We start from the raw sequence: 20,811 nt of genomic DNA, 5'->3' as shown, positions 1-20,811 counted from the left end.
CGTTGCAATGAGCCTATTATAGATAAAAAGAGGCTTTTGTCAATCGTTTTTTTTTGATATACTCATCATAAATATGAGCGTATATCCGTCGGACAAACTATTTAAATTGTTGCGAATTGTTATCATTATGCTGATTGCCGCTATTGTAATCGGAACAGTCGTCGCTTTTGTCAAAAAGACAAAAGACCGAGCTTCCGTCCGGCAGGAGGAAGAAGCGGAAGCGGGTACCGCCTATATCCCTCCTAAAGAATATGCGTTATACGGCGATCTCGGTCAGCTGCGTGCCGTTACAGCCGATAATCCGCCGATTACCGTTGTTATAAAACCGTTCCTTGAATATAAGGCGTCCGATACGGCGTTTCAGGAAGAATTGGTTACGAAAAAAAGAAGCGCTTAAAAAAAGCATACTCGACTGGTTCTCGCTCGAAAGCGCATATCGGCTCAGCAGCGAGTTACCGCAGGATATAAAACAGACGCTTATGGAACGGATAAACAAGCAGCTCGTATTGGGAAAGATACATAATATCTATTTTGAAGAATTTGTTATTCTTTATTAAAACAAGAACAACCTTTAAAAACTTCGGTGAGTTTTTGAGTGTTTATTTGCGGAGGAAGCAGTAAAAATGGTTGCAGTACAGATTATTATCGCCGTTATTCCGATTGTTGGGATTGTGATGGGAAGTGTTTTGGTCTTTTTTTATTTTTTATGGCGGCATAAGCAGATTATGCTTCAAATTAAGACAAATACCTATATCCGTCCTGCCGTTAATATTCGCCTTTTTTGCTTACTGTTAGGTATTATGCTGACCGTTATCGGCTGTGTATTATTCGGTTTGTTCTATTTTATTGCCGGAGTTGGGTATATTTTACTCGGAGGTCTAATTCCGCTCGCGCTTGGTATTAGCCTTACGCTCTTTTATGTAATTACCCGCCACAGTTGGGGTAGTGAAGTACGAAAGCCTGTTGCTTTGCCGGAAGGAAAAACGGAGGGATAGGCAATGAATATGACAACCGATTATGCCGCCGTTTATAAAAAAGAAGGGCTTAATCAAACGCTGCGGGATTACGAAGTGTGCAAAGCGGTATTAAACGGCAATACGCAAGCCTTTGCCGTATTAGTGGCGCAATATCAAAAACGGGTCTATATGCTTGGGCTGAGTTTTTTTGACAATACCGATGATTGTGAAGATTTTGTGCAAGACGTGATGTTGAAGGCATACGCTGCACTTGGGACGTTCCGCGCTGAGGCTCCGTTTGCGACATGGCTGATGCGTATCGCCTATAATACAGCCATTAACTCGGCTAAAAAAACGACGGAGCTATGCCTCACTTGCTGATGGTACTGAAATTGAGTATCGGGGAGATAATCCCGAAGAAAAACATTTGAATGAATGTATCATTTTGTCAGTGCGTGAGGCGGTAAACAGTTTACCCGATAATTACCGTATTTGTATCGACCTTTATTTTTTTTACGATATGAGCTATACCGACATTGCGGCTATTACCGAACTGCCGTTGAATACGATAAAATCTCATATCTTCCGTGCAAAGAAAATTTTACGGGAATATTTGAAAGAAGACCGGACGATTTTTGAGTACACCCATCGGGATACGATGTTCCCGTATCCGGTTGTTGCGCACAATTAGCAATTAATGGATGGAGATTCTATGAATTGTGATATTTTTCAAGATCAGTATCTTTTACTTGATAAAAACGAATCGTTGCCGACAGGGCTCAAGATGCATCTTTTATGCTGTACGTCATGTAGGCAAGCCGTTAATCGGATGGTTGCTGGAGAGAATGTTCAGCGGCAGATATTGCGTACACCTATTGCAGCGGATGAGCGGATGTTTGCTGCGACAATGAACGCAATACACTTACTGAATAAACAGACTGTTCCAGCTGTCTCTCGGCAGGAGAAAAATAAGTCGCTGCTTCCTTGGCTCGCTGTTGGTGTCTTTTTGATTACCGGATTTATCTTTTTGCCGTTCAGCGATATCGGAAAAATCGGTTTAAGCCAATTCGGCGATTCTTTCTGCATCTCATTTGCGCTTTTATGCGCGGGCAGTATTATTACCTATTCTGCCGTATTCCTTGCAAAGAACTTGGTATTTTTTACCGAAAAATTTACGCGGCAAGTGTAAGGCAGAGTACAAGGTAAGCCGATTTTAAGAATTCGTTTTGCACCTAGCTGATTTTATGAGCTGTATTTATAATCCGCGGCTTTAATACAGAGTCGACCTGTTCTGAAACGGAAGTTTCCGAACAGGTTTGGTGTTTATTCCTGCTGCAAAATGTTCAATATCTTTTCTTTATCGCTTGCAGCAGTGTATTCCGTAAATGAATTCCCGTTTAAGTGTAATACAATACTGCAAATCTCCATTAAAAATTCATAGTCGTGAGAAATAACAATAACGATTTTATCTTGTGCTTGCAATTCTCGCATTTTATCGGCTATAAGGCGCATATTCTTTCCGTCTAAGCCGCTCGTCGGTTCGTCGAAAATATACGCGTCTCTTTTTAATAATGAGACGGCGGCGATTGCTAGTCGTTGTTTTTGTCCACCGGAGAGGATTTGCGGATGTGTATCCGCAACGGTATCTAAACAGTAATCTTTTAGGATTTCAGCAGTGTCGGCGGCGGGATCGTTTAATCGCAGTTCTTCTGCAGCGGAAACTTCAAAAAGATTACTGTCAAGGTTATTTGACAAATAGTATATCGTTTTCCTCCGTGTACGGCTGTTGAGTTTTATGTCATTGCAGCTGTCTTTTCCGCACGAAGAAATACTGCCGTGTTTTTCACGCAGCAGTCCGCTCAGTACTTTTGCGAAGGTGCTTTTACCGGCGCCGTTACCGCCGATGATGCCGTATATCGTGCCGCTTATAAAACAATAGCTTAAATTTTCCAGTAACGATTGTCTGTTGTATGAAAAAGAGATGTTATCGATTGTTAGGCGCCGTGTTCCGGATATTGTTTTTCCGTGCGGTTCAATACGGTCAAGGGAATATAAGCGTAAACCCTGCTGCTGAAAAAAATTCAACCGGTGAATGTTCAAATATTTCCTTTGTATAGCAGCGGATAATTTTTCCGTCTTCTATGTAATAATACCGATCGATGATATCTTTGAGATAGTAGATTCGATGTTCGGAAACGATAAGCGTTTTTCCTTTCTTCTTTAACAAAGCCATTAATCGTTTTAGCGCTTCCACACTTGTCATATCGAGATTTGCAGAAGGTTCATCAAATACATAGACCGGCGGATCAAGTGCATTGATTGATGCAATCGCGACTTTCTGTCTTTCGCCGCTTGAAAGCTGAAACAGATTTCTTGTTCGTAACGTTTCGCCGTTAATCATACGTAGAGAGTCGGTAATACGCTTGACAATTTCGGTACGTTCGATACCGTAATTTTCCAAGCCGAATGCAATTTCATCTTCTACAACTTCTGCAAAAAACTGACTTTTTGGATTTTGAAAAATAGAGCCGATCATCCGCCCTATTTCATATAATTCTTTTTTGCTCGGGTCGATGCCGTTAAGCGATATACTGCCTTCCATTTTGCCTGAAAAAAATGTATAGGCAAGCCCGTTGAGAATTCGCGTTATCGTTGTTTTTCCGCATCCGCTCAATCCGATTAAAGCGACAGCCTCTCCATCTTGTATCTCCATCGTTATATCGTCAAGATTTTCTTTTGACGATTGCGGATATGAATAGTAGATATGATCTAATGTAATCATTTTTAATGCAGTTCCCAATAATATAATCCCGCGGATATAACAAGAGCGATCAGTGTGATAGTCCAATCGACGGCGGTAAATACGATAGCCCGCTTAGAGGTGTGTACTCCGGCAGCGGATATTCCTCGTACTTCCGCAGCAGCAGCTAATTCTTCCGCTGTTTTAGAAGCGGAAAACATCATTGGGATAAAGACATATTCCATTGTTTGCAGCGGTTTTGTTAAGGTAAATAATCCGCGCAATTTTAAAGACTCGATAATCTCTTTAAATTCATTTCCGATAATCGGAAAAAAACGCATCATAAAAATAAAAGACAACGCAATATTTCTATTGATTTTTAATTTGTTTATAACAGCGGTCAATTCTCCCGGCGGTGTTTTAATGATTGGAATAACCGATATAAGCACAGCGATCATTCGAGTGATAATAAATAAAAACATTTCAGGCAGCATTGTGCCTAATCCGTTACCCTTCGAAATAAGCTGTATTGTTTCGACAATGAGTAAAACAAAAACACAGCGGAATATACTGCGATAGTGTTTTTGAAAAACGCTATATGCTGCCAATAAACCGATTAAACAGAAAAATACGGTATTCTTGGAAATAACCGATACCAAAAATACCGTACAAAAGAATACCGCTAATTTAGTACGGAAATCCATACCTAATTTAACAACCCTGTTTTTATAAAATGTTTTTTAAGCATTTTATTGCCGATATAGCAACCGAGCATTGCAGCAATAACGGTAAGGATTAATGAGATTGCAACCCATTTAGGATCGGTATAGTATTGCGTTTGTATATCGATTTGTTCCTTCGAAACACCGGTCTTTACAAAAGCATTATAGAAAAACCAAATTTCGCTCATACCGTGTGTGGCTCGTGTAAGCGAAGTAATAATCCACGCTATGGTAATTCGCTTGCAGTTCCGGTAGCTATCTTTACCCCACATGGAAAGTTCGCCGATAATTCCGCCGACAAAAAACCAAGGAAACATAAACGGTCCCATAAAGACGGTTGTTAAAACAGCATGCAGCGTATTATAAATAAGAACCACGCCCGGTTTATTGACCTTCATTGCCATATACACAAAAAACGGTGCGAGGATAAACGCTGCAAACACGGCATTCAACACCATATTAAAAAATAAGGACGCGCCGGTGATCATCGAGAATGCAATAAACACAACGATCATTATTGCCGAAAAAATACCGATCGTCGCCAAATCCTTTACGGATAACCTATTTGACATAATAATACCTCCTTTAAAATGCAACAGTTGAAGAAACATCAGTTTCTGAAACTTGTCGCATTCGTGCGCGGTAGCGCACATACGATCTGCGATGTTTCGGCAGCAGCCGAAACTCGTCGGTTAAGTTGGGCGACACCATTTTCGCCGCCCAACTTATACCTCCAATTAAAAAGATATTACCATCGGTTTACATTATTGTTCTTTCCGAATCGGACAAGTTGTACCCGATAAGTCGGATAAAGAAGCCCGTCAGTACCGCCACGGACGGCGGAGGTTCCACGCAGCAGCGATGTTTTTGCACAACAAAAACTCGCATTCAAAAATTGACAAGGAAGTCAATTTTTGAACGTGCCACGGATGGCATTGTTCAGAAATGTCCGTCCGTGGACATTTCTGAACTTCGAGTTTTTCATAAGAAAAACTCGATACTGTTTGGAACCACTGACATCCTGTCAGTAAGCAGCGGTTCCAAACAGCGTTAGCGGCGGGAGGGGAATTTTGTACATTTTTCAAAATGTACAAAATTGTACACAACCGTGCAGCAATCTCTGCACGGTTGTACCGATAGCCCCGTACAGAGCGGCCGGTACCTTGCAAGCAGTTGTTTTAGAGCAAGGTACCGGCAACACCCATATAATGATGCTATTTTAAAAAGCGGGTATCTTTTTAGAGCTACCGGATTATTTTTTTATATTCGCTCGGCCGCAGGTTATAGGCTTGCTTAAAGGCTTCCGAAAATTTTGCATGGCTTGAGTAGCCGATTTCCAAAGCAATTTCCGTAATGTTTGCGGAGGAGTTTTTAAGAAGATCGATTGCTTTTTGAAGCCGCGCTTTTTTGACCATTAAAATTGGACAACTGAACAAAGTATCAACTTTGGAAGTTGTTCAATTAGTACGCGATAGCGTACATATAATCTGTGATGTTTGCCGTATGGCAAACTCACCGGTTAACGAGGCAGTCTTATTGCGGCTGCCGAAGTTAAACCAGCGTTTCGTGAATGGTTGTTCCATAAACCGATTTATAGCAGGTTTTCATTGTTGTCGTTTTAATATGAAAGATGGCGGAAAGCTGCGCATAACTGTAGTTTTTATTTGAGTTTTTTATGACAAACTGATGGAGGCGTTTGATAATTTCCCGATTGTTTTTTTGCGCGTATTCACGGTCGATAAAATCGATGCCGCTTTTTAATATGCTTAAATACAAAAACAATTCCTGTATTTTTACTTTTAGATACGGAACGGCAATTTCTTCCGGCACGTGATACATTTCGTGAAATATATGATCAAGTTCGGGCGTTGCTCGTTTCAAAAAGAGGGTTCCGTTCTTACACAGGTGTTCTAAAATGATTCCGTAATCGATACAAAAATACTGCTGCAAGGTGCGGGCTTCTTCTCCTAATTCCGCCGGAATAATGTAAATGCTGATACCGTGATAGTGCCGTATCGGAAACCGAGAATGCTGCGAACAATTTTCTAAAGGATTGATTGCAAAGTCACCGGCATTCATGCTGACCTGTGTTCCGTCTTTTAATATCGATTCAAATGCGCCTTCTCTGCAATGGTTCAGTTCGTATTGCTTGATATTGTTATTGAGCAGATCCGCAGCGGAAGGTGGACATAATGTATCGGTATGGATGTCGTTAAACATAACATTCACACCGGGGAAAATACGATACGATGTAACGTAGCATATTCCGTTCCGTGTTTTGACGGTATGCACTGTTCCGTGCTGTAATTTTTTTACGGTTTTTATATCTCTGCCGTAGAGGTGGTTTAGGTAGTCCATAGAATTACCCTATCACGCTTTTGATGAAGGGAAGTACTGCGGTAAGTGAAAAGATAAAGATTGCACTGTAGGCTGCCAGCGAGAGTACTAATGCGGCTGTTTCGGCATATTTTTGCGTTTTGCCGATTCGCTTAAACAAACGCTGCCGTCCTGTCCATGCGAGGTATGCTGCGACAGTAATCGGAATTGCCATGCCTATCGACATACCGATAACCGCGATGATGCCGATACCTGCCGCATCCAACGTAGAAACCAGTACCAGTACAAGTAAGGCAGCGGGGCAGGGATATATGCCGCTGAGTAAAAAAGCACCCCATTGTATGTTTCCGGCGCTGCTGTACTGCGGGCGGTGGTTTTTATACCGTGCGGAACCGTAGCTGCCGGTATTATACGCCGGTTTGCTGCTTTGCCCGGGTGCGAGTGAGCGGCGGCTGAAACGAAAGCGGGGAAAACGATTGGGAAATATACCGGACAACAAATGGAGGATGGAAGCTACGGAAAGCAGCATCAGCAGAATAAAGGAAAAACCTTCAAGGTAAATTGCTGCAGAGTCGGTATGTGCGGATAATGCGCCGCTCACATTGCGAAAGATAAACAGTAATAGGATGCTCGTTATGCCGTGTAGTCCCGCTAAGATAAGGCTGGTGACGGCAGGTTCCCACGCAGGGGCTTGGCGTGTCAGATAAAATGAAAACACGAGTGTTTTCCGGTGTCCCGGTCCCAGTGCGTGTACAATCCCATAAAAAAAAGCAAGTGCGATAATTGTCCAGAATGCCTGTGCAGAATTTGTCTGTGTCCACTCATAGATGGAGTCGCCGAGTTTTGTATGCAGCTGAGCTTGCCGGTTCACAATAAAATCAGCCGTTTTTTCCGTGCGGATGGGTGCAGGCGTATCTTTTTTGCCGGTAAAGGGGTTTGCCCAGAGCCCGACGGTCATAATACAGAATACAAACAGGATAATTCCGAGCCGTATCGTTTCTACTCCTATGTGTTTCCTTTTCAAATAATATAAAACGTATTTATATTGATTTTTCAGCATTACTCCGTATCGCATTATGTGGTGTTCCTTAGTAGGTAATATGAATTTCTCTAGGATAATATGTTTGTAATCCCGGCTTCCACGAATTGTATGTCATTGTCATATCGGCGGTATCAAAAGGGTCGTAATATACCGGATATTTTTTATTTTCGACAATCGTGTATGTCGGCATCGTTTTGCCGGAAGCTCCGGTAAAAACCACCGGCGTCTTTTCATCATATCGGAAATCACAGAAAAAGGTGTAATCGTATACAGCAAAGTAGAAATTGCCGTTGTATTTTGACAAATCAACATAAAATCGATACGAAGCGATGCCGTTTTTTTGACGTACCGAAAAATCGCTCACCTGTGCAGGGCTCTCCCGTTTATCACCTTGCCGGATAAAGGTAAAATACGAATAGTTTTTAGTGTTGATAAAGGCATTGTCATAGACATCCTTTGTTTCAGCTCTATCAAAAAGACCGTCTCGGTTCAGATCATATCCTTGAATAATATCCGCGCTAAAAAAACGATCAAATGTCCATGTCTCATACGCACCTTGAATTTTTCCGTTGTTCAATACGAACTCGGTTTGAGTGGAAACGAAAAGATGCGGATGGGCTATCAGTTGAACATGGGCGATAAAGAGCAGGGTAGTCAATAAAATCGAAATGCATACTATTTTTTTGTATCTATACCGTATCATTCCTTATACCTCAGGTGATTTTGTTGGAATATCGAGCAGATATAAAAAAAGAGTCCTTACTGAGGACTCTTTTTAACAAGAATAAAAAACGGGTGCTTAGACTTTCTTAACAACATAGTTGCTCTTTAAGCAGCGGGAACACAGTTTCAGGGTTAACGTTCTTCCATCAATTTCCGTTTTTACGTCGATAAGGTTGGGGCGCCATACGCGGCGTTGGTGATTCATTGATTTACTAACCGTATTACCGCTCATCGGCCCTTTTCCACAAATATCGCATCTGCGTGCCATAGTTCACCTTCCTTAGCTTTATCTATCAGCATTCAAAATAAAACGCAGGATAGTATACTGTAAAAGGAATATTATGTAAAGAGGTGAATGAATATCAACAGGGGAAACGCATCAGGTCGTTTTTTTAACACCCCCGCGGAAAAATTGAGACTACTCAACCGGAACTGCCAAGGAGGGCAGTGGTTCCATATAGCAGCGATATTTTGGCTTTGCCAAAATTCGCCTTCAACTGTTGTACACGGATGTACAACAGTTGAAGATGGTTCAAATGGTCTCACAGTCTCAATTTTTCCGCGATTTTTATCTATTTTGCCTGATGCGTTTCCCCCTTTGCTGGAAAAATGTGCGAAATTTTATTTCCTTAAAATGCAACAGTTGAACAAAATATGAATTTTGGAAACTGTTGCATTCGTGCGCGAAAAGCGCACACATCAATACGCAAGTTTTCGAAAGAAAACTTGACGGTTAAGGTGAGCGGTGTCATTGTAGACGCTCACCTTATACCTATGAAATTTCGCACAGAAGGAAGGCAACCGCTGCAAATATTTTATAATGCGGTTGCCCTGTAAATATCAATTTTGAAACTGCGGGGCAAACGCTGCGACAAACTTCGGTATTAATTGTTCGGCAATTCCTTCTATATAAAGCCCTGCGGCCTGCTTATGCCCGCCGCCGCCGAATGAAGAGGCAATAATGCTAACATCGATGGTATCGAGAGATCGGAAGCCGACGCTGCAATGTGTTTCGGTATCCTGCCGGACAATACAAATTGCCTTTACTCCTGCAATGCTCTGGATAAGCTGATATGCCATATCGGAATCTCTGTTTTCGATGCCGATTTCTTGCTTATCCTGATACGTTTCATACGAAACGATAAGCCTTCCGTCATAATACGGCTTCATACGGGCTAATACGCGCGAGATAAGCGTCCGTGAGCCGAATGACTTACCGCCGTTAATGGCTGCAAAGGTGTATTTCGGGTTTGCCCCCGCCTGTACCAACCGTGCTGTATGAGCAAAAACCTCGCCGCTCCGTTCATCCAAGTGGCGGAAAAAACCGGTGTCGGTACAAAGCCCGAAAAACAGCATCTCCGCTTCATCCCGTGTTACGGAGCCGGTCATCTTTTCGATGATTGTTTGGATAATAAATGTTGTTGAAGGAGCTTCTGCATATACAAGCGATCCTGCTTCATTCATCGTATTGGTAGCGTGGTGATCAATGCAGATTGAAGGAAAGTTTTTTAATTGTTCGGCAATGTCGCCCGTCCGATCTATTCCCGAACAGTCAACAATGATGACGCCTGTGTTTTCAGGGTGTTTGATGAGCGCTTCCGGTACCTGCGCAGAAAAAAAGCGATTCATATATCCGTATTTCAGACCGTTGGAACGGCCCTGCAGAAAGCAGCTGCGTTTTTTTTCCGAGTCGTTGTAAGAAAAGAGACATCGCAATACTGCTTCCGATACAGTCTCCGTCAGGCTCTTTATGACCGGCTATGAGGAACATCGGATATGAATGCAAAAAATCGATTAATTTCTGCGGAACGGCAGGTGTAATAATATTAGCCATGAATAACCTAGTTTAAATGGAAAACAGGCATATAGCTCCAAGCTATTTTTAAGCCGACGAGGAGCTCTGAAAATCAATCGGATTTTTAGAACTCCTTATGCCAATTTCCGATACGGATTAGAACTCAAGCGCGAGTGACTCTACTCCGTCAAATTTATCATTATATTGTTGAGGATTGGATAAAAGCCCCCATGTTGGGGTATTTAAATCTTGTCGTGGAGCAGAAATTTTAATGTATTCACATTTTCCATCGCGGATAAAGAAAGAGAGATAGGGATTAATACGGGTATTAATAAACGCAATATCAGCCTTGTTTTCTTTTGGGCTGAACCATTCGAACGGGATAAATGCTTCTCCGGTCTCTAACCCTGCCCGACGATAGATGACATAGTAACCCTTTGGATGGGTAAATATCTTCAAAAGCTGAGTGTTGACATAATATACATCAGCTTCTTTTGATTCGGCTGCGAGCGGAAATACGCTTACTGCTCCGAACAGTATAATACAGAAAATGAAACAACGGCATATCTTTTGCATAAAATTCCTCCGGAATTATGATAGTAAAATTATAACAATGGATATGAAAAATTGCAAGTATACGCATTGCATCAGAAGCAATCGGAATCAACAGGCTTGACAGTAACCGTATAAATCCGTATATTCGATCAAACCAAGCATGGGGATGTTCCGGTTTCGACTAGGAAGCAGAGGCTTGAGTTGCAGGTGGAGAGCCGTGCTCCTAAAAAGCGGCAAACTTTATAACTGCCAACAATGACAGTTCCGACTACGCATTAGCTGCGTAATCGCGGAACCTACCGAGTGTTGCTTCCGAGCGAGGTAGAGTTCCGACGCTATTCGGAGCTTGCTTTTTACCGGATGCGGACGGTAGAAAGGACACTTCCCGCAATACGGATTCGACGCTTTCGGCGCTGACACCGGATCCCGACAATCACCTCGCGCCGATAAACCTGTAGATGCTCCTGTATCTCTTTTTAGGACGGGGGTTCAATTCCCCCCATCTCCAACGTTCCTTCCTATTGATACATAATCAAATATGGGCGCGGTTTAAGCGAAAATACTTCTTCCGGTTTCATAATTGGAATATCATACCCGGCGCCCTCAACCATCGGCTTCAAAAAAAGCTTGAAAGATTTGAGCGGAATATTTTTTGCCGCTGCATTATACGCATACGTCTCTTTTTTTAACTTCGGCGATCCAAAACCGTCGGAACAGTGGATGAGCTGCACCCGCTCATAATTGCTTTTTACTAATTGCCGCTGTTTAATCATCCGCGCATTAAACTGATGGATAACCAACATACGCCTGCCGCCGATACCATGCTCAATCATATAGTTCTGTATTATTTGCTGCGCTTCGTTGATTTCCTCTGCCGTCACAGAGCCGATTTCCTGCATCGGTTTTGTGGTACGCCATTCGGGATCAAGTGCGAGATGAACATTCGGATATTTTAAGAACGGGAGCAATTTTTTCGTTGCCTCGGCAACCGGATACTTTCCGATTTGATGGTCGAGGAACACATACCAACCCCGTTCCGCTGCAAATGTAATATACTGCTCTACAATAGCGGTAGAAAGTATACCGATTTCGCCGGCAGGCCAACAGGTACCGTAAATGATATAAAATGCGGGGATGATTTTTCGATTGCCGTTTGCGGAGTCGTAGAGTTTAACGAATTCGTTCATAATCGGTTCAATCTCTTCAAGCGAATACTGACCGAGTATCCCCATCGTGCGGGCATTAGGCTTTCCGTACAGGGCAAAAACATCGCTATTGAGCAATACCGATTGTAAGCCTTGTTCCGCTCGCTCTCTGTTCTTTATAATATCCTGATACTCAATAGGACCTGCCAGACCGCCTGTTTCCATCACGGCAATCTCTGACCTATCGAGGAAAAGGGCGCGGGGAAAGACCGGCTTCCATTCAATCTGTCCCTGCGGTACGGTGGTGTTCCTTTCAGGATTGACGGAATCATAGGTATAAGCGCCGACTGTATAAAGCACGGCTGCACAAAAAAACAAAGCGATTTTTTTCGGTAAAGGTACTACCATAGCTTTCATAGTATCGGCAGTAAACCAAAAAGCTATAGGTGCCGCTTCAAATCCGGTTGTTAGGATTCGGGAGCCGGTTTAAACACATTTTTATTTCTTTGCAGCAGCCGGTACATATCGAGCAATTCACTGCGGATGCCGGAAAGTTCGGTGATACGGCTGCTCCCTCCCTTGCCGGAAAGATCGGAAAGGAGTTGTTGCCCTGCGCCTTCAAGCGTAAACTTCCGTATCTCAATCAAATACTTCATACGGAAGATTAAATCGAGGTGATGGTCGGTATACAGCCGTCGCCCCTGCTCATCCTTTTGCGGCCGCAAAAAGGGCAGCGCCTGCTCCCAGTAGCGGAGAACATGCGCCTTAATGCCGGTTATCTTTTCAACTTCGCCGATGGAAAAGCCTGTCACGGTTTTACCCTGTCTTCCCATTTTACCCGGCTGCCCTTTACCCGTACCAAAAAGGGAATCGATGTAAAGCCGAGGTCTTTGCGTATTCGGTTGGTAATGTACCGGAGATAGGATTCGGAGACAAGGTCGGGTTTATTGGCAAAAATTAAAAACTCAACCGGTCGTGCGGAAGTTTGCACCATATATTTAAGCGTGAAAGAATTACGCTGCCCGTGCGGAGGAGGCACCGCCTCGAGCCAGTCCTTGAGCGCGAGGTTGAGTGCAGAGGTTTCTACCTTTTTGGTGAGCTGATCGAAGAGTTCCAGTGCGGTGTTCAAGAGGTCGGGAATGCCGCTTCCGTTCTGCGCGGACACCGGCACAATCGGGGCATATTCCATCTTGCCGAACATAATCTTGATATGTTGCTCCGCATCGCGGAATTTTTTTTCGCCTTTCACCAAATCCCATTTATTCAACACAAAGATGACGCCCAGCCCCCGCTTGGTCGCCTGCACGATGATTTTTTTATCCTGTTCGGTTAGCCCTTCCTCCGCATCGATCAGGTGAAACACAATGTCGGCATGTTCCAAGCTCTTCATTGCACGGACAACCGAGTAATACTCGATATCCTCTTTTACCTTTGTTTTACGCCTGATGCCGGCGGTGTCCTGAATGATAAACTGTCTGTCTTTATAGAAAAACTCACCTTCCACCACATCGCGTGTTGTACCGGCAATCTCCGAAACAATCGATGCGGAGGTCTTGGTGAGGTAGTTGCTAAGCGTGGACTTACCGGTGTTCGGTTTTCCAATGAGCGCGATGCGGATCGCAGTATCGGCGGGCGCTTCGCATACCTGCGAAAAGTCCAAGCCCTTGGTTATCTCTTCGGCAAGCGGCGTGATATTGTCCCCGTGTTCGGCACTGATACACAGGAGCGTCGGGAAACCGAAGCTGAGATAGTTATAGGCTTCCGCTTCGCCGCGCCCGCCTTCGGTTTTATTTACCGCCGTGATGAGCTTATCCCAGTAGGGACGCAGAAAGCGGATAAACTCTTCGTCTTCCGCTGTGGGTGCAGAAGCTTCTAATAATAGAAGAATTTTATCGGCACGGCGGAGCGCTTCCTGCGTTTTTTCTATAACCAGCTCATCCATCAAGTCTTCTTTTTTGTCGCCGCTGCGGGTCAGCTTAAAACCGCCCGTGTCCATCAGCCGTACCGGCTTCCCGTTGATAATTGCCTGCTCCTCGATGGGGTCGCGGGTTACGCCGGGGGTCGGGTCGGTAATAGCGCGGCGCTTCCGCAAAAACCGGTTGAATAGGGTAGACTTTCCTACATTCGGCCGCCCTGCTATCACCACAAGCGGCGTGTTCTCGTATTTTTTGCGGTAATCGAACCCACCTTCCGTTCCTTCCGAAGCTGTAGGGTCTGCATCTGGAAATTCCAGTCCTGCATCCGCTGCTGTGTGCCCGTGCATTATCGTATCGGTATTGCCTACTTCATTTCTATCGTCTCTTTCTGTATTTATCCTGCGATTTTTACTCATTCTCTTTCCTTATCGGACGTGATTATAGAAAATTACCGCAGCTCTCTCAAGCACCTAGCAGAAATAATAATTCTTGACGATACGTATCAATTATATCTATACGTACAAGAGGTGCTGTAGATGCAAGCAAAATTAACATTAAAAATGGAAAAGGATATTATCGATGCAATGAAACGCTATGTGGCAAACAACAACAAAAGTCTTTCGCGGTTGGTTGAAGATTTTTTCAAAACCTCTATCGGAGAAACACAGCAAACCATCACATTATCTCCGCTCGTAAAAGAATTAACAGGTATTATCAGTGAAGCGGATATAGAAAAGAGCAATTACATCGATTATAATGACAGAGAGATTCTTGATGTATTTTTGAAGTTACAAATAGTTTTTGTCGGAGATGAAGATTGTAGAGATAAGTTTAAAAATAACGTCATGCCCGATGATATATTACTTATAAATAGTGGTCGTATAGTAAAAGCAATTGGCATTGTAAAAAAGCGAGGGATTTGCTTTATCAGATTTTGATATTTCAGATATAGATGAAAATGATTTAATTAGTTCGACATATCCTGACTTTGATTTTTATGACGCACAAAGTTTTGCTAACGGCTGTAAAGTTTGTATTTACAAGCTCAAAGAAAAGGATTATTTAAAGATAAATAGAGGAGTTACGTTTTCTAATTGCTATCAGTATTCTGAACAAGATGTAATCAATCTCATCTCAATATATAGTGGAGAAAAAGATATGTTAAATAAAATAAAAAATTATACCGGTATCTTACGTACAAAGAAAAATATTATTTTACAAGGGGCGCATGGAACAGGTAAAACATATATTACCGCTTCTCTTGCAGTATCACTTATAAATCCTTCGTTTAAAGATTTTGATGACCATCAAAAAGTTATGGCAGAATATAATAAGTTTTTGATTGACATTGACGATGAACAAGGTGAAATTGTATCCGGTCAAATTGGTTTTGTAACTTTCCATCAATCATTAGATTACGAAGAATTTATAGAAGGATTAAAACTCTCTCTTGTTAATAATAATGTCACCTATAAAATTGAAGATGGGATTTTTAAATTGTTAGCTAATAAAGCAAAATATAAGAAGAACAATAATTTCTCTGAAGCGTATGAAGTTTTAATTGAGCAATTGGAAAAAGTAAGAGACGAAAATCCTAATGAAAAAATTCTGTTTAAAGATACCTGTAAACGAAACAAGGTAAATAGCTTTATACAATATAAGTATGAATAATATATTGCTCCTACAGTGGGAATCGCTCCATCGTTTCGCGGCGGATTTCTTCGGAGCTGTCAAACCGGCTGACAGCTTTGTAGAGAGCCTCTGCATCGGAAAGCCGGATAGATTCGATGCGCTGCGCAATCTCCGGTATTTTCTGTGCTGCCATGCTGAACCTGCGTAACCCCATCCCAAGCAGAAGCGGAACAGCCTCCGCCTTGGAAGCCATCTCTCCGCACATGGATACAAACCCGCCGCGCGAATCGCCGGTACGGTGCAGGAGCGGTTCCGCTTCGATAACATGGCGGATAAGCCGCAGTACCGCGGGTTGAAAACAGTCGGCTAAATGCGCAATGGTTTGGTTTTCCCGATCCGCCGCCATCGTGTATTGAATAAGATCGTTGGTACCAATGGAAAAAAAGTCGACCGCCGGTGCATACAGGTCGGCGGCGATTGCGGCGGAAGGAACTTCTATCATAATCCCCACCGGAATATCTTTTTTATACGGTATCCGATTTTGTTCACACTCCAGCTCAATCTCTTTGATTAACTTCCGCACTGCGATGATTTCTTTTTTACAGGAGATCATCGGAAGAAGAATATGCAGATTGCCGGTACGCCCCGCTCGCAGCAGCGCCCGCAGCTGAGGCTTAAAGACTTCGGGTCGATCCAAACAATACCGAATACCCCGCCAGCCGAGAAGCGCATTCCGTTCCAAAAGGTTTTCCTGTTCTTTCAGCATTTTATCGGCGCCGGCATCAAAGGTGCGGATCAACACCGGTTTTGAACCCATCCGTTCCAAAACGGTACGGTATGCTATGTATTGATGTTCTTCATCGGGGATATCACTGTCCCCTAAAAATAAAAATTCAGAGCGGAAGAGTCCGATTCCGGCAGTATTCTGAACAGCCGACATCTCCGATTCTTCCGTAAGTACAATGTTTGCACTCAAATGAACGGGAATACCGTCTTGCGTATACACTTGCGCATAGTCCCGTGCTTCTTCGGTTACCTCAATTTGTTCAGTACCTGCAGATTTTATTTGAGCGACGGTTTCCTCATCGGGTTCCAAAATCAACGTTCCGTTCGTGGAATCCAGCACGGCATACATTCCGCTTTTTGCCGACTCCATAAGGCCTTGAACGGCAATCAATGTCGGAATGTTCCACGCTCGTGCCATAATCGCAATATGACTGGTTGCGCCTCCTTCTTCCATAATAATCCCACAGGGTGCAAGTTTTTTTATTTCGAGCACTTCGGACGGTTTAAACACCCGTGCTGCAAGCAGGGTGTCCGGCTGTACGCCGACAAATCGAGAGGGTGGTTGCTTAGGCTGCGGATTCAAATGAGAAAACACCGGTTCGTAAGCATCCTGAATATCAACCGCCCGTTCGCAAAGATAGCTGTCGCCGGAAGCGGTCAGCATCGTAGTAACTTCATCTAATTTCCGTTTGAGCACTGCTTCGGCATTCGTCAGCGAAGTTTCTATTTCCGTATAAATACCGCGCATGAATTCTTCGTCGGCAAGCATTGCTTGATGGGATTCTAAAATAGCCTGTTCGGGGGCTTTTGAGGGAGCATTTGTTGTTCGGTATTGAGTAAGCGCCTGCCTTAGCTCTTCTTGAGCAGCTTGCACCGCAATCCGCAGCCGTTCTTGTTCATGGCGAATATTTTCTGCGGTAATTGCGTAGGCGGGGGTGGCCTGTATAACGTTTTCAGGAATACACACAAGCCGACATGCAACGAGACCGTCGCAGACAGATAAACCGGTAAACTTTTTCATAAAATCATTATAGAAAAAAAGATGGGGTTTGCATATATAACGGAACAGTACATCTAAAATGAGAACCGGTCCCTACGGGAATCGAACCCGTCTTTTAAGATTGAGAATCTCATGTCCTAACCGATAGACGAAGGGACCAAAAACAGAGCATCGGTTGCTCTACTAAGCGAAAACCTCTAAAAATAATCATTTTTAGAGGTTTTTCGGCGTATTCCCCAGGGAGGATTCGAACCCCCACAAGCAGAACCAGAATCTGCGGTGCTACCATTACACAACCGGGGAAAGTTGACGGGGAAGATACTATCATATATTGCTATTTCGTGTCAAGAATAACGGAATAACGTGAATAACGATTCTATGTAAAGAACTTACCTACTTACCTACTTATTGCGTTTTTTATCAAAAACTGTTATCGTTGCACACACGAGAACGCCTTATCAGCAAAGCTGCTGGCGGCTTTTAATAGGTATCTCCCACAATCGAGATTTTTGGGAGTACTCTTATCATAATTAAGCGAGGTAAACTATGTTTTCAAATAAATGGGTGGCATTCGGCGTAGGTGTTGCAGCGGGTCTCGTAGCAGCATCCGTTATTAAAACTCCGGCTTTTCGCAAGGCCTGTATAGCAGTTACGGAAAAAGGTATGCAGCTTAAACAGGATGCCGTGGCCTTTATGGAAGCGGTGAAAGAGGACGCACAGGATATCGCAGCCGAAGCTGCATATAACCAATCGCAAAACGCATAAAAGCTTTTTATCAATTTATCGATGAACGTAACCGTTAAACACTCCCTGCCCGGCAGAATACGGCTGCACTACAATGCGGTTGAAATTTTGCCGCGGCAAGCTATCCTTGCGCAAACCCTCGTCGCGGTGCAAGACGGCATAACCGATATTCAAGTTAATCCCAAAGTCGCATCCTTTTTAGTGTATTACGATGTAAAGACTCTTTCGGAAGATGAGGTGCTCGCCTTATTCAGGGCGCTGTCAGACAAATACCTGTCCGATGAAAGTCTGCTTGACTCCGTCGCAAAAATTCCTGCACCCGAAAGTGTATTCGATGTATTAGCGTCTACGCTCTTTGACGTTACCGTACGATCGCTTCTCCCGATGCCGCTTCGCAATCTGTTGCTCTACAAAAGGATTGTCCCGCGTATTATAAAAGCGGTACAGTCCATCTTTGCAGGAAAATTCTTTAGCACGGATTTACTGGATGCAACGGCGCTGACGGTTGCCGTTCTGGACGGCAAGGCGCAGACGGCTCGTTTTGTAGCAACATTGCTCGATATGGGGGAAGAAATTGAAGAGCTGACCCGCCGCCAATCGTACAATAATCTGGCGCAAATGCTGTTGATTTCAAATGAGCCGGTACATCTCATCGAAGGTGATCAAGAACGGACAATCCCGCCTTCCGCACTTAAAAAAGATGATCTTATCGTTGTCCGCGCCGGAAGCCAAATCCCCGCAGACGGGAATGTTGAACAGGGTGAAGGCCTTGTGAACCAAGCGAGTATTACCGGAGAATCGCTGCCGGTAGAAAAAAAGAGCGGAATATCGGTCTTTGCCGGCACTATTCTGTTGGAAGGGGAACTGTATATCCGTGTACGCACGGTCGGGTCGGAAACAAAGGTGAACAATATCATCGCGATGATCGACCGCTCGCAATCTTTAAAAGCTGCCGCTCAAAAACGATCGGAACTTATCGCGGAAAAAGTAGTGCCCTTCAATTTTTTACTGACCGGCTTAACCTATTTATTTACACGAAATATCACCAAGACTATTTCTACATTGATGGTTGATTATTCCTGCGCGATGAAGCTTGCCGCACCTATTGCCGTTCTTTCTGCAATGAAGGAAGCGGCGGAGCACGGTATTTCGATAAAAGGCGGAAAGTATTTGGAAGCGGCGGCGCTTGCCGATACCGTCATTTTCGATAAAACGGGAACTCTTACTTATGCGGAACCGGTTTTAGCCGGAGTGCATCCGTTCGGCGCTTTTGCAAAGGATGAAGTGCTTAGGCTCGCTGCATGCCTTGAAGAACATTTTCCGCATCCGCTGGGAAGAGCCGTTGTGCAAGCCGCCCAAGACCGGAACCTTGTACATCCCGAACGCCACGCAAAGGTTGAATACATTGTCGCACACGGTATCGCGTCTTCGTTAGAGGGCAAGCGGCTCTGTATCGGAAGCGCTCATTTTATTTTTGAAGATGAAAAAGTTCCGACAACCAAAGCGATAGCCCGCGTGCAGAAATCTGCCGAAAAATCCGGCTATTCTTTACTCTACTTGGCGATTGACGGACAGCTCGCCGGTATTTTGACTATTGGGGATCCTGCTCGAGAAGGTACCGCAGAAACCGTCGCCGAGCTGAAACGATTGGGTGTGCGTAATTGCGTTATGATTACAGGCGATGCCGAACAGGCGGCGGCAAAAGTCGCAGCTCAAGCCGGTATTACGGAATATCATGCACAGACGCTGCCGGAAGATAAGGTGCGCTATGTGCAGGAAGCGAGGGATGCCGGACACAAGGTGATTATGATCGGTGATGGAATCAACGACGCGCCTGCGCTTTCCGCCGCGGATGTCGGCATTGCGATGGGTAATTGTTCTTCCATTGCGGGAGACACCGCCGATATCGTACTGGCTGACGACGGACTTTCCGGTTTAATTACGGTGCGGAAGCTCGGTCAAAAAACACTGTCGCGGATAGATAAAAACAACAAGCTGATTATCGTCGGCAACTCACTGCTCCTGTTTGCCGGTATGTTCGGCCTTATTCCGCCCGCACTCGCGGCGGCGCTGCATAATTCGCTGACCATTGCCGTCAGTATCGAATCCATGCAAAAGCTATTAAAGGATGCGCGATGATTACCGGCTTTTTCCCCGGCCGCATACGGCTGCGAGCGCCTGTCTTTAAAGACACCGCAATCACCGAACGGGCATTATCCATCCTGCAAGCTCCGGCGCTCTCGTCAATCGTCAAAGCCATTGAGCATAATCCCGTTACCGGAAGTGTGCTGATAACGTACCATCCGACAAAGGTACCCATGGCGAAGCTGACCCCATTGCTTCCGTTTTTTAAAAAGCTGGGAAAAGAAGCTGAGACCTATTCTGAAAAAAACAAAGCTGACATTCTTGCAATGCTGGATGAACTGGAAGGGTACGTCAAAAACTGGGAAACGGCTTAACTGCTCCGGTAGCATTTAAAACGCAGAGCAACCGCATCAGAAATATTTTAAGCGGTTGCTTTCCTTCTGTGCGAAATTTTAAATAAAATTTCGCACTTTTTTCCAGTGCTGGACGGGCAAACGCATCAGGCAGAATAGATAAAAATCGCAGAATAATTGAGGCCGTGAGACCATTTGAACCGCGAAGAGGTTCAACTCTGGTTGAACGACCTCAATTATTCTGCGGGGCTATTAAAAAAACAGCCTGATGCGTTTGCCA

25 protein-coding genes, 2 tRNA genes, 1 other RNA gene and 1 pseudogene are annotated in these 20,811 nt (G+C 44.1%); 12 read left to right on the top strand and 17 right to left on the bottom strand.

Going from position 1 to position 20,811, the window contains the following annotated elements; all coding sequences use genetic code 11:
- The first annotated feature begins 73 nt into the window (after nt 1-73).
- The 6 genes from GWP40_RS11675 (at nt 74) to GWP40_RS11660 (ending at nt 2,145) form a co-directional block, all read left to right on the top strand.
- Nucleotides 74-397 (top strand): flagellar basal body-associated FliL family protein, encoded by a 324-nt coding sequence (locus GWP40_RS11675; protein WP_230974457.1) that lies wholly within the window; start codon nt 74-76, stop codon nt 395-397.
- Nucleotides 333-557, top strand: a complete 225-nt coding sequence (locus GWP40_RS13630) for a flagellar basal body-associated FliL family protein (protein ID WP_414162748.1) — start codon at nt 333-335, stop codon at nt 555-557. The genes GWP40_RS11675 and GWP40_RS13630 overlap by 65 nt, the downstream gene beginning before the upstream one ends.
- A 66-nt stretch (nt 558-623) precedes the next feature.
- Nucleotides 624-995, top strand: coding sequence for a hypothetical protein (locus GWP40_RS11670; protein ID WP_212565450.1), 372 nt, complete (start codon nt 624-626; stop codon nt 993-995).
- 3 nt (nt 996-998) lie between these two features.
- Nucleotides 999-1,337 carry a sigma factor gene (locus GWP40_RS13140; protein WP_230974456.1) on the top strand — a complete coding sequence of 113 codons (339 nt, stop codon included), beginning with the start codon at nt 999-1,001 and terminating at the stop codon, nt 1,335-1,337.
- A 46-nt stretch (nt 1,338-1,383) separates the two neighbouring features.
- On the top strand, nt 1,384-1,647 hold the full coding sequence (locus tag GWP40_RS13135; protein ID WP_230974455.1) for an RNA polymerase sigma factor: 264 nt from the start codon (nt 1,384-1,386) through the stop codon (nt 1,645-1,647).
- Nucleotides 1,648-1,668: 21 nt separating this feature from the next.
- Nucleotides 1,669-2,145: a hypothetical protein gene (locus tag GWP40_RS11660; RefSeq protein WP_206181370.1), complete on the top strand. Its 477-nt coding sequence runs from the start codon at nt 1,669-1,671 to the stop codon at nt 2,143-2,145.
- 134 nt (nt 2,146-2,279) lie between these two features.
- Here GWP40_RS11660 and GWP40_RS13130 read toward each other — a convergent pair whose 3' ends face one another.
- The 11 genes and pseudogenes from GWP40_RS13130 to GWP40_RS11610 all read right to left on the bottom strand — a co-directional run bounded on the left by GWP40_RS13130 (nt 2,280) and on the right by GWP40_RS11610 (nt 10,891).
- Nucleotides 2,280-3,056 carry an ATP-binding cassette domain-containing protein gene (locus tag GWP40_RS13130; RefSeq protein WP_230974454.1) on the bottom strand — a complete coding sequence of 259 codons (777 nt, stop codon included), beginning with the start codon at nt 3,054-3,056 and terminating at the stop codon, nt 2,280-2,282.
- Nucleotides 2,998-3,738 (bottom strand): ABC transporter ATP-binding protein, encoded by a 741-nt coding sequence (locus GWP40_RS13125; RefSeq protein ID WP_230974453.1) that lies wholly within the window; start codon nt 3,736-3,738, stop codon nt 2,998-3,000. Before GWP40_RS13125 ends, GWP40_RS13130 begins: the two co-directional genes overlap by 59 nt.
- Before the next feature lie 2 nt (nt 3,739-3,740).
- Nucleotides 3,741-4,400: an energy-coupling factor transporter transmembrane component T family protein gene (locus GWP40_RS11650; protein WP_212565449.1), complete on the bottom strand. Its 660-nt coding sequence runs from the start codon at nt 4,398-4,400 to the stop codon at nt 3,741-3,743.
- Between the two features lie 2 nt (nt 4,401-4,402).
- Nucleotides 4,403-4,990, bottom strand: a complete 588-nt coding sequence (locus tag GWP40_RS11645) for an MptD family putative ECF transporter S component (protein WP_016518357.1) — start codon at nt 4,988-4,990, stop codon at nt 4,403-4,405.
- Nucleotides 4,991-5,662: 672 nt separating this feature from the next.
- Nucleotides 5,663-5,833, bottom strand: coding sequence for a helix-turn-helix domain-containing protein (locus tag GWP40_RS11640; RefSeq protein ID WP_230974452.1), 171 nt, complete (start codon nt 5,831-5,833; stop codon nt 5,663-5,665).
- Between the two features lie 136 nt (nt 5,834-5,969).
- Complete coding sequence (locus GWP40_RS11635) at nt 5,970-6,776, bottom strand: AraC family transcriptional regulator (protein WP_230974451.1); 807 nt, start codon at nt 6,774-6,776, stop codon at nt 5,970-5,972.
- Between the two features lie 4 nt (nt 6,777-6,780).
- Nucleotides 6,781-7,779, bottom strand: coding sequence for a nickel/cobalt transporter (locus tag GWP40_RS11630; protein ID WP_230974450.1), 999 nt, complete (start codon nt 7,777-7,779; stop codon nt 6,781-6,783).
- Nucleotides 7,780-7,843: 64 nt separating this feature from the next.
- A complete protein-coding gene (locus GWP40_RS11625; protein WP_212565448.1) occupies nt 7,844-8,500 on the bottom strand; it encodes a DUF1007 family protein in 657 nt (218 codons plus the stop codon).
- A gap of 96 nt (nt 8,501-8,596) precedes the next feature.
- A complete protein-coding gene (gene rpmB, locus GWP40_RS11620; protein WP_006189625.1) occupies nt 8,597-8,788 on the bottom strand; it encodes a 50S ribosomal protein L28 in 192 nt (63 codons plus the stop codon).
- 572 nt (nt 8,789-9,360) lie between these two features.
- Nucleotides 9,361-10,354: pseudogene (locus tag GWP40_RS11615) on the bottom strand (DHH family phosphoesterase).
- Between the two features lie 117 nt (nt 10,355-10,471).
- Nucleotides 10,472-10,891: a hypothetical protein gene (locus GWP40_RS11610; RefSeq protein ID WP_212565447.1), complete on the bottom strand. Its 420-nt coding sequence runs from the start codon at nt 10,889-10,891 to the stop codon at nt 10,472-10,474.
- 141 nt (nt 10,892-11,032) lie between these two features.
- Here GWP40_RS11610 and ssrA point away from each other — a divergent pair.
- Nucleotides 11,033-11,381, top strand: a transfer-messenger RNA (tmRNA) gene (gene ssrA, locus GWP40_RS11605).
- A gap of 7 nt (nt 11,382-11,388) precedes the next feature.
- On the opposite strand, the gene GWP40_RS11600 is transcribed toward ssrA, so the two are convergent.
- The 3 genes from GWP40_RS11600 to der are packed head-to-tail and all read right to left on the bottom strand — an operon-like array spanning nt 11,389 to nt 14,347.
- Entirely contained in the window at nt 11,389-12,432 is a 1,044-nt protein-coding gene (locus tag GWP40_RS11600) for a hypothetical protein (protein ID WP_212565446.1), read from the bottom strand.
- Nucleotides 12,433-12,482: 50 nt separating this feature from the next.
- Entirely contained in the window at nt 12,483-12,848 is a 366-nt protein-coding gene (locus GWP40_RS11595) for a MerR family transcriptional regulator (RefSeq protein WP_230974446.1), read from the bottom strand.
- On the bottom strand, nt 12,824-14,347 hold the full coding sequence (gene der / locus GWP40_RS11590; protein ID WP_212565445.1) for a ribosome biogenesis GTPase Der: 1,524 nt from the start codon (nt 14,345-14,347) through the stop codon (nt 12,824-12,826). Before der ends, GWP40_RS11595 begins: the two co-directional genes overlap by 25 nt.
- Nucleotides 14,348-14,467: 120 nt before the next feature.
- On the opposite strand from der, the gene GWP40_RS13115 reads away from it, so the two are divergent.
- Together GWP40_RS13115 and GWP40_RS11580 are read left to right on the top strand one after the other, a co-directional pair.
- Entirely contained in the window at nt 14,468-14,869 is a 402-nt protein-coding gene (locus tag GWP40_RS13115) for a DUF6364 family protein (protein ID WP_230974445.1), read from the top strand.
- Nucleotides 14,870-15,089: 220 nt separating this feature from the next.
- Nucleotides 15,090-15,602 carry a hypothetical protein gene (locus GWP40_RS11580; protein ID WP_212565444.1) on the top strand — a complete coding sequence of 171 codons (513 nt, stop codon included), beginning with the start codon at nt 15,090-15,092 and terminating at the stop codon, nt 15,600-15,602.
- Nucleotides 15,603-15,612: 10 nt separating this feature from the next.
- Here GWP40_RS11580 and ptsP read toward each other — a convergent pair whose 3' ends face one another.
- The 3 genes from ptsP to GWP40_RS11565 all read right to left on the bottom strand — a co-directional run bounded on the left by ptsP (nt 15,613) and on the right by GWP40_RS11565 (nt 17,652).
- Nucleotides 15,613-17,370 (bottom strand): phosphoenolpyruvate--protein phosphotransferase, encoded by a 1,758-nt coding sequence (ptsP, locus tag GWP40_RS11575; protein ID WP_212565443.1) that lies wholly within the window; start codon nt 17,368-17,370, stop codon nt 15,613-15,615.
- Between the two features lie 66 nt (nt 17,371-17,436).
- A tRNA-Glu gene (locus tag GWP40_RS11570) sits at nt 17,437-17,508 on the bottom strand.
- A gap of 73 nt (nt 17,509-17,581) precedes the next feature.
- Nucleotides 17,582-17,652, bottom strand: a tRNA-Gln gene (locus GWP40_RS11565).
- Between the two features lie 243 nt (nt 17,653-17,895).
- Here GWP40_RS11565 and GWP40_RS11560 point away from each other — a divergent pair.
- From GWP40_RS11560 to GWP40_RS11550, 3 genes are read left to right on the top strand one after another with little or no spacing between them, the layout of a single operon-like run.
- Nucleotides 17,896-18,114, top strand: coding sequence for a hypothetical protein (locus GWP40_RS11560; RefSeq protein ID WP_212565442.1), 219 nt, complete (start codon nt 17,896-17,898; stop codon nt 18,112-18,114).
- A gap of 21 nt (nt 18,115-18,135) precedes the next feature.
- Nucleotides 18,136-20,232: a heavy metal translocating P-type ATPase gene (locus GWP40_RS11555; RefSeq protein ID WP_212565441.1), complete on the top strand. Its 2,097-nt coding sequence runs from the start codon at nt 18,136-18,138 to the stop codon at nt 20,230-20,232.
- Nucleotides 20,229-20,552 (top strand): HMA2 domain-containing protein, encoded by a 324-nt coding sequence (locus tag GWP40_RS11550; RefSeq protein ID WP_212565440.1) that lies wholly within the window; start codon nt 20,229-20,231, stop codon nt 20,550-20,552. The genes GWP40_RS11555 and GWP40_RS11550 overlap by 4 nt, the downstream gene beginning before the upstream one ends.
- The last annotated feature ends 259 nt before the right edge of the window (nt 20,553-20,811 follow it).

It is taken from the genome of Treponema vincentii (assembly GCF_018336815.1).
Taxonomy (GTDB): Bacteria; Spirochaetota; Spirochaetia; order Treponematales; family Treponemataceae; genus Treponema.
Note: the sequence above shows the minus strand (reverse complement) of the source record. Positions and strands in the feature narration are given on the sequence as shown.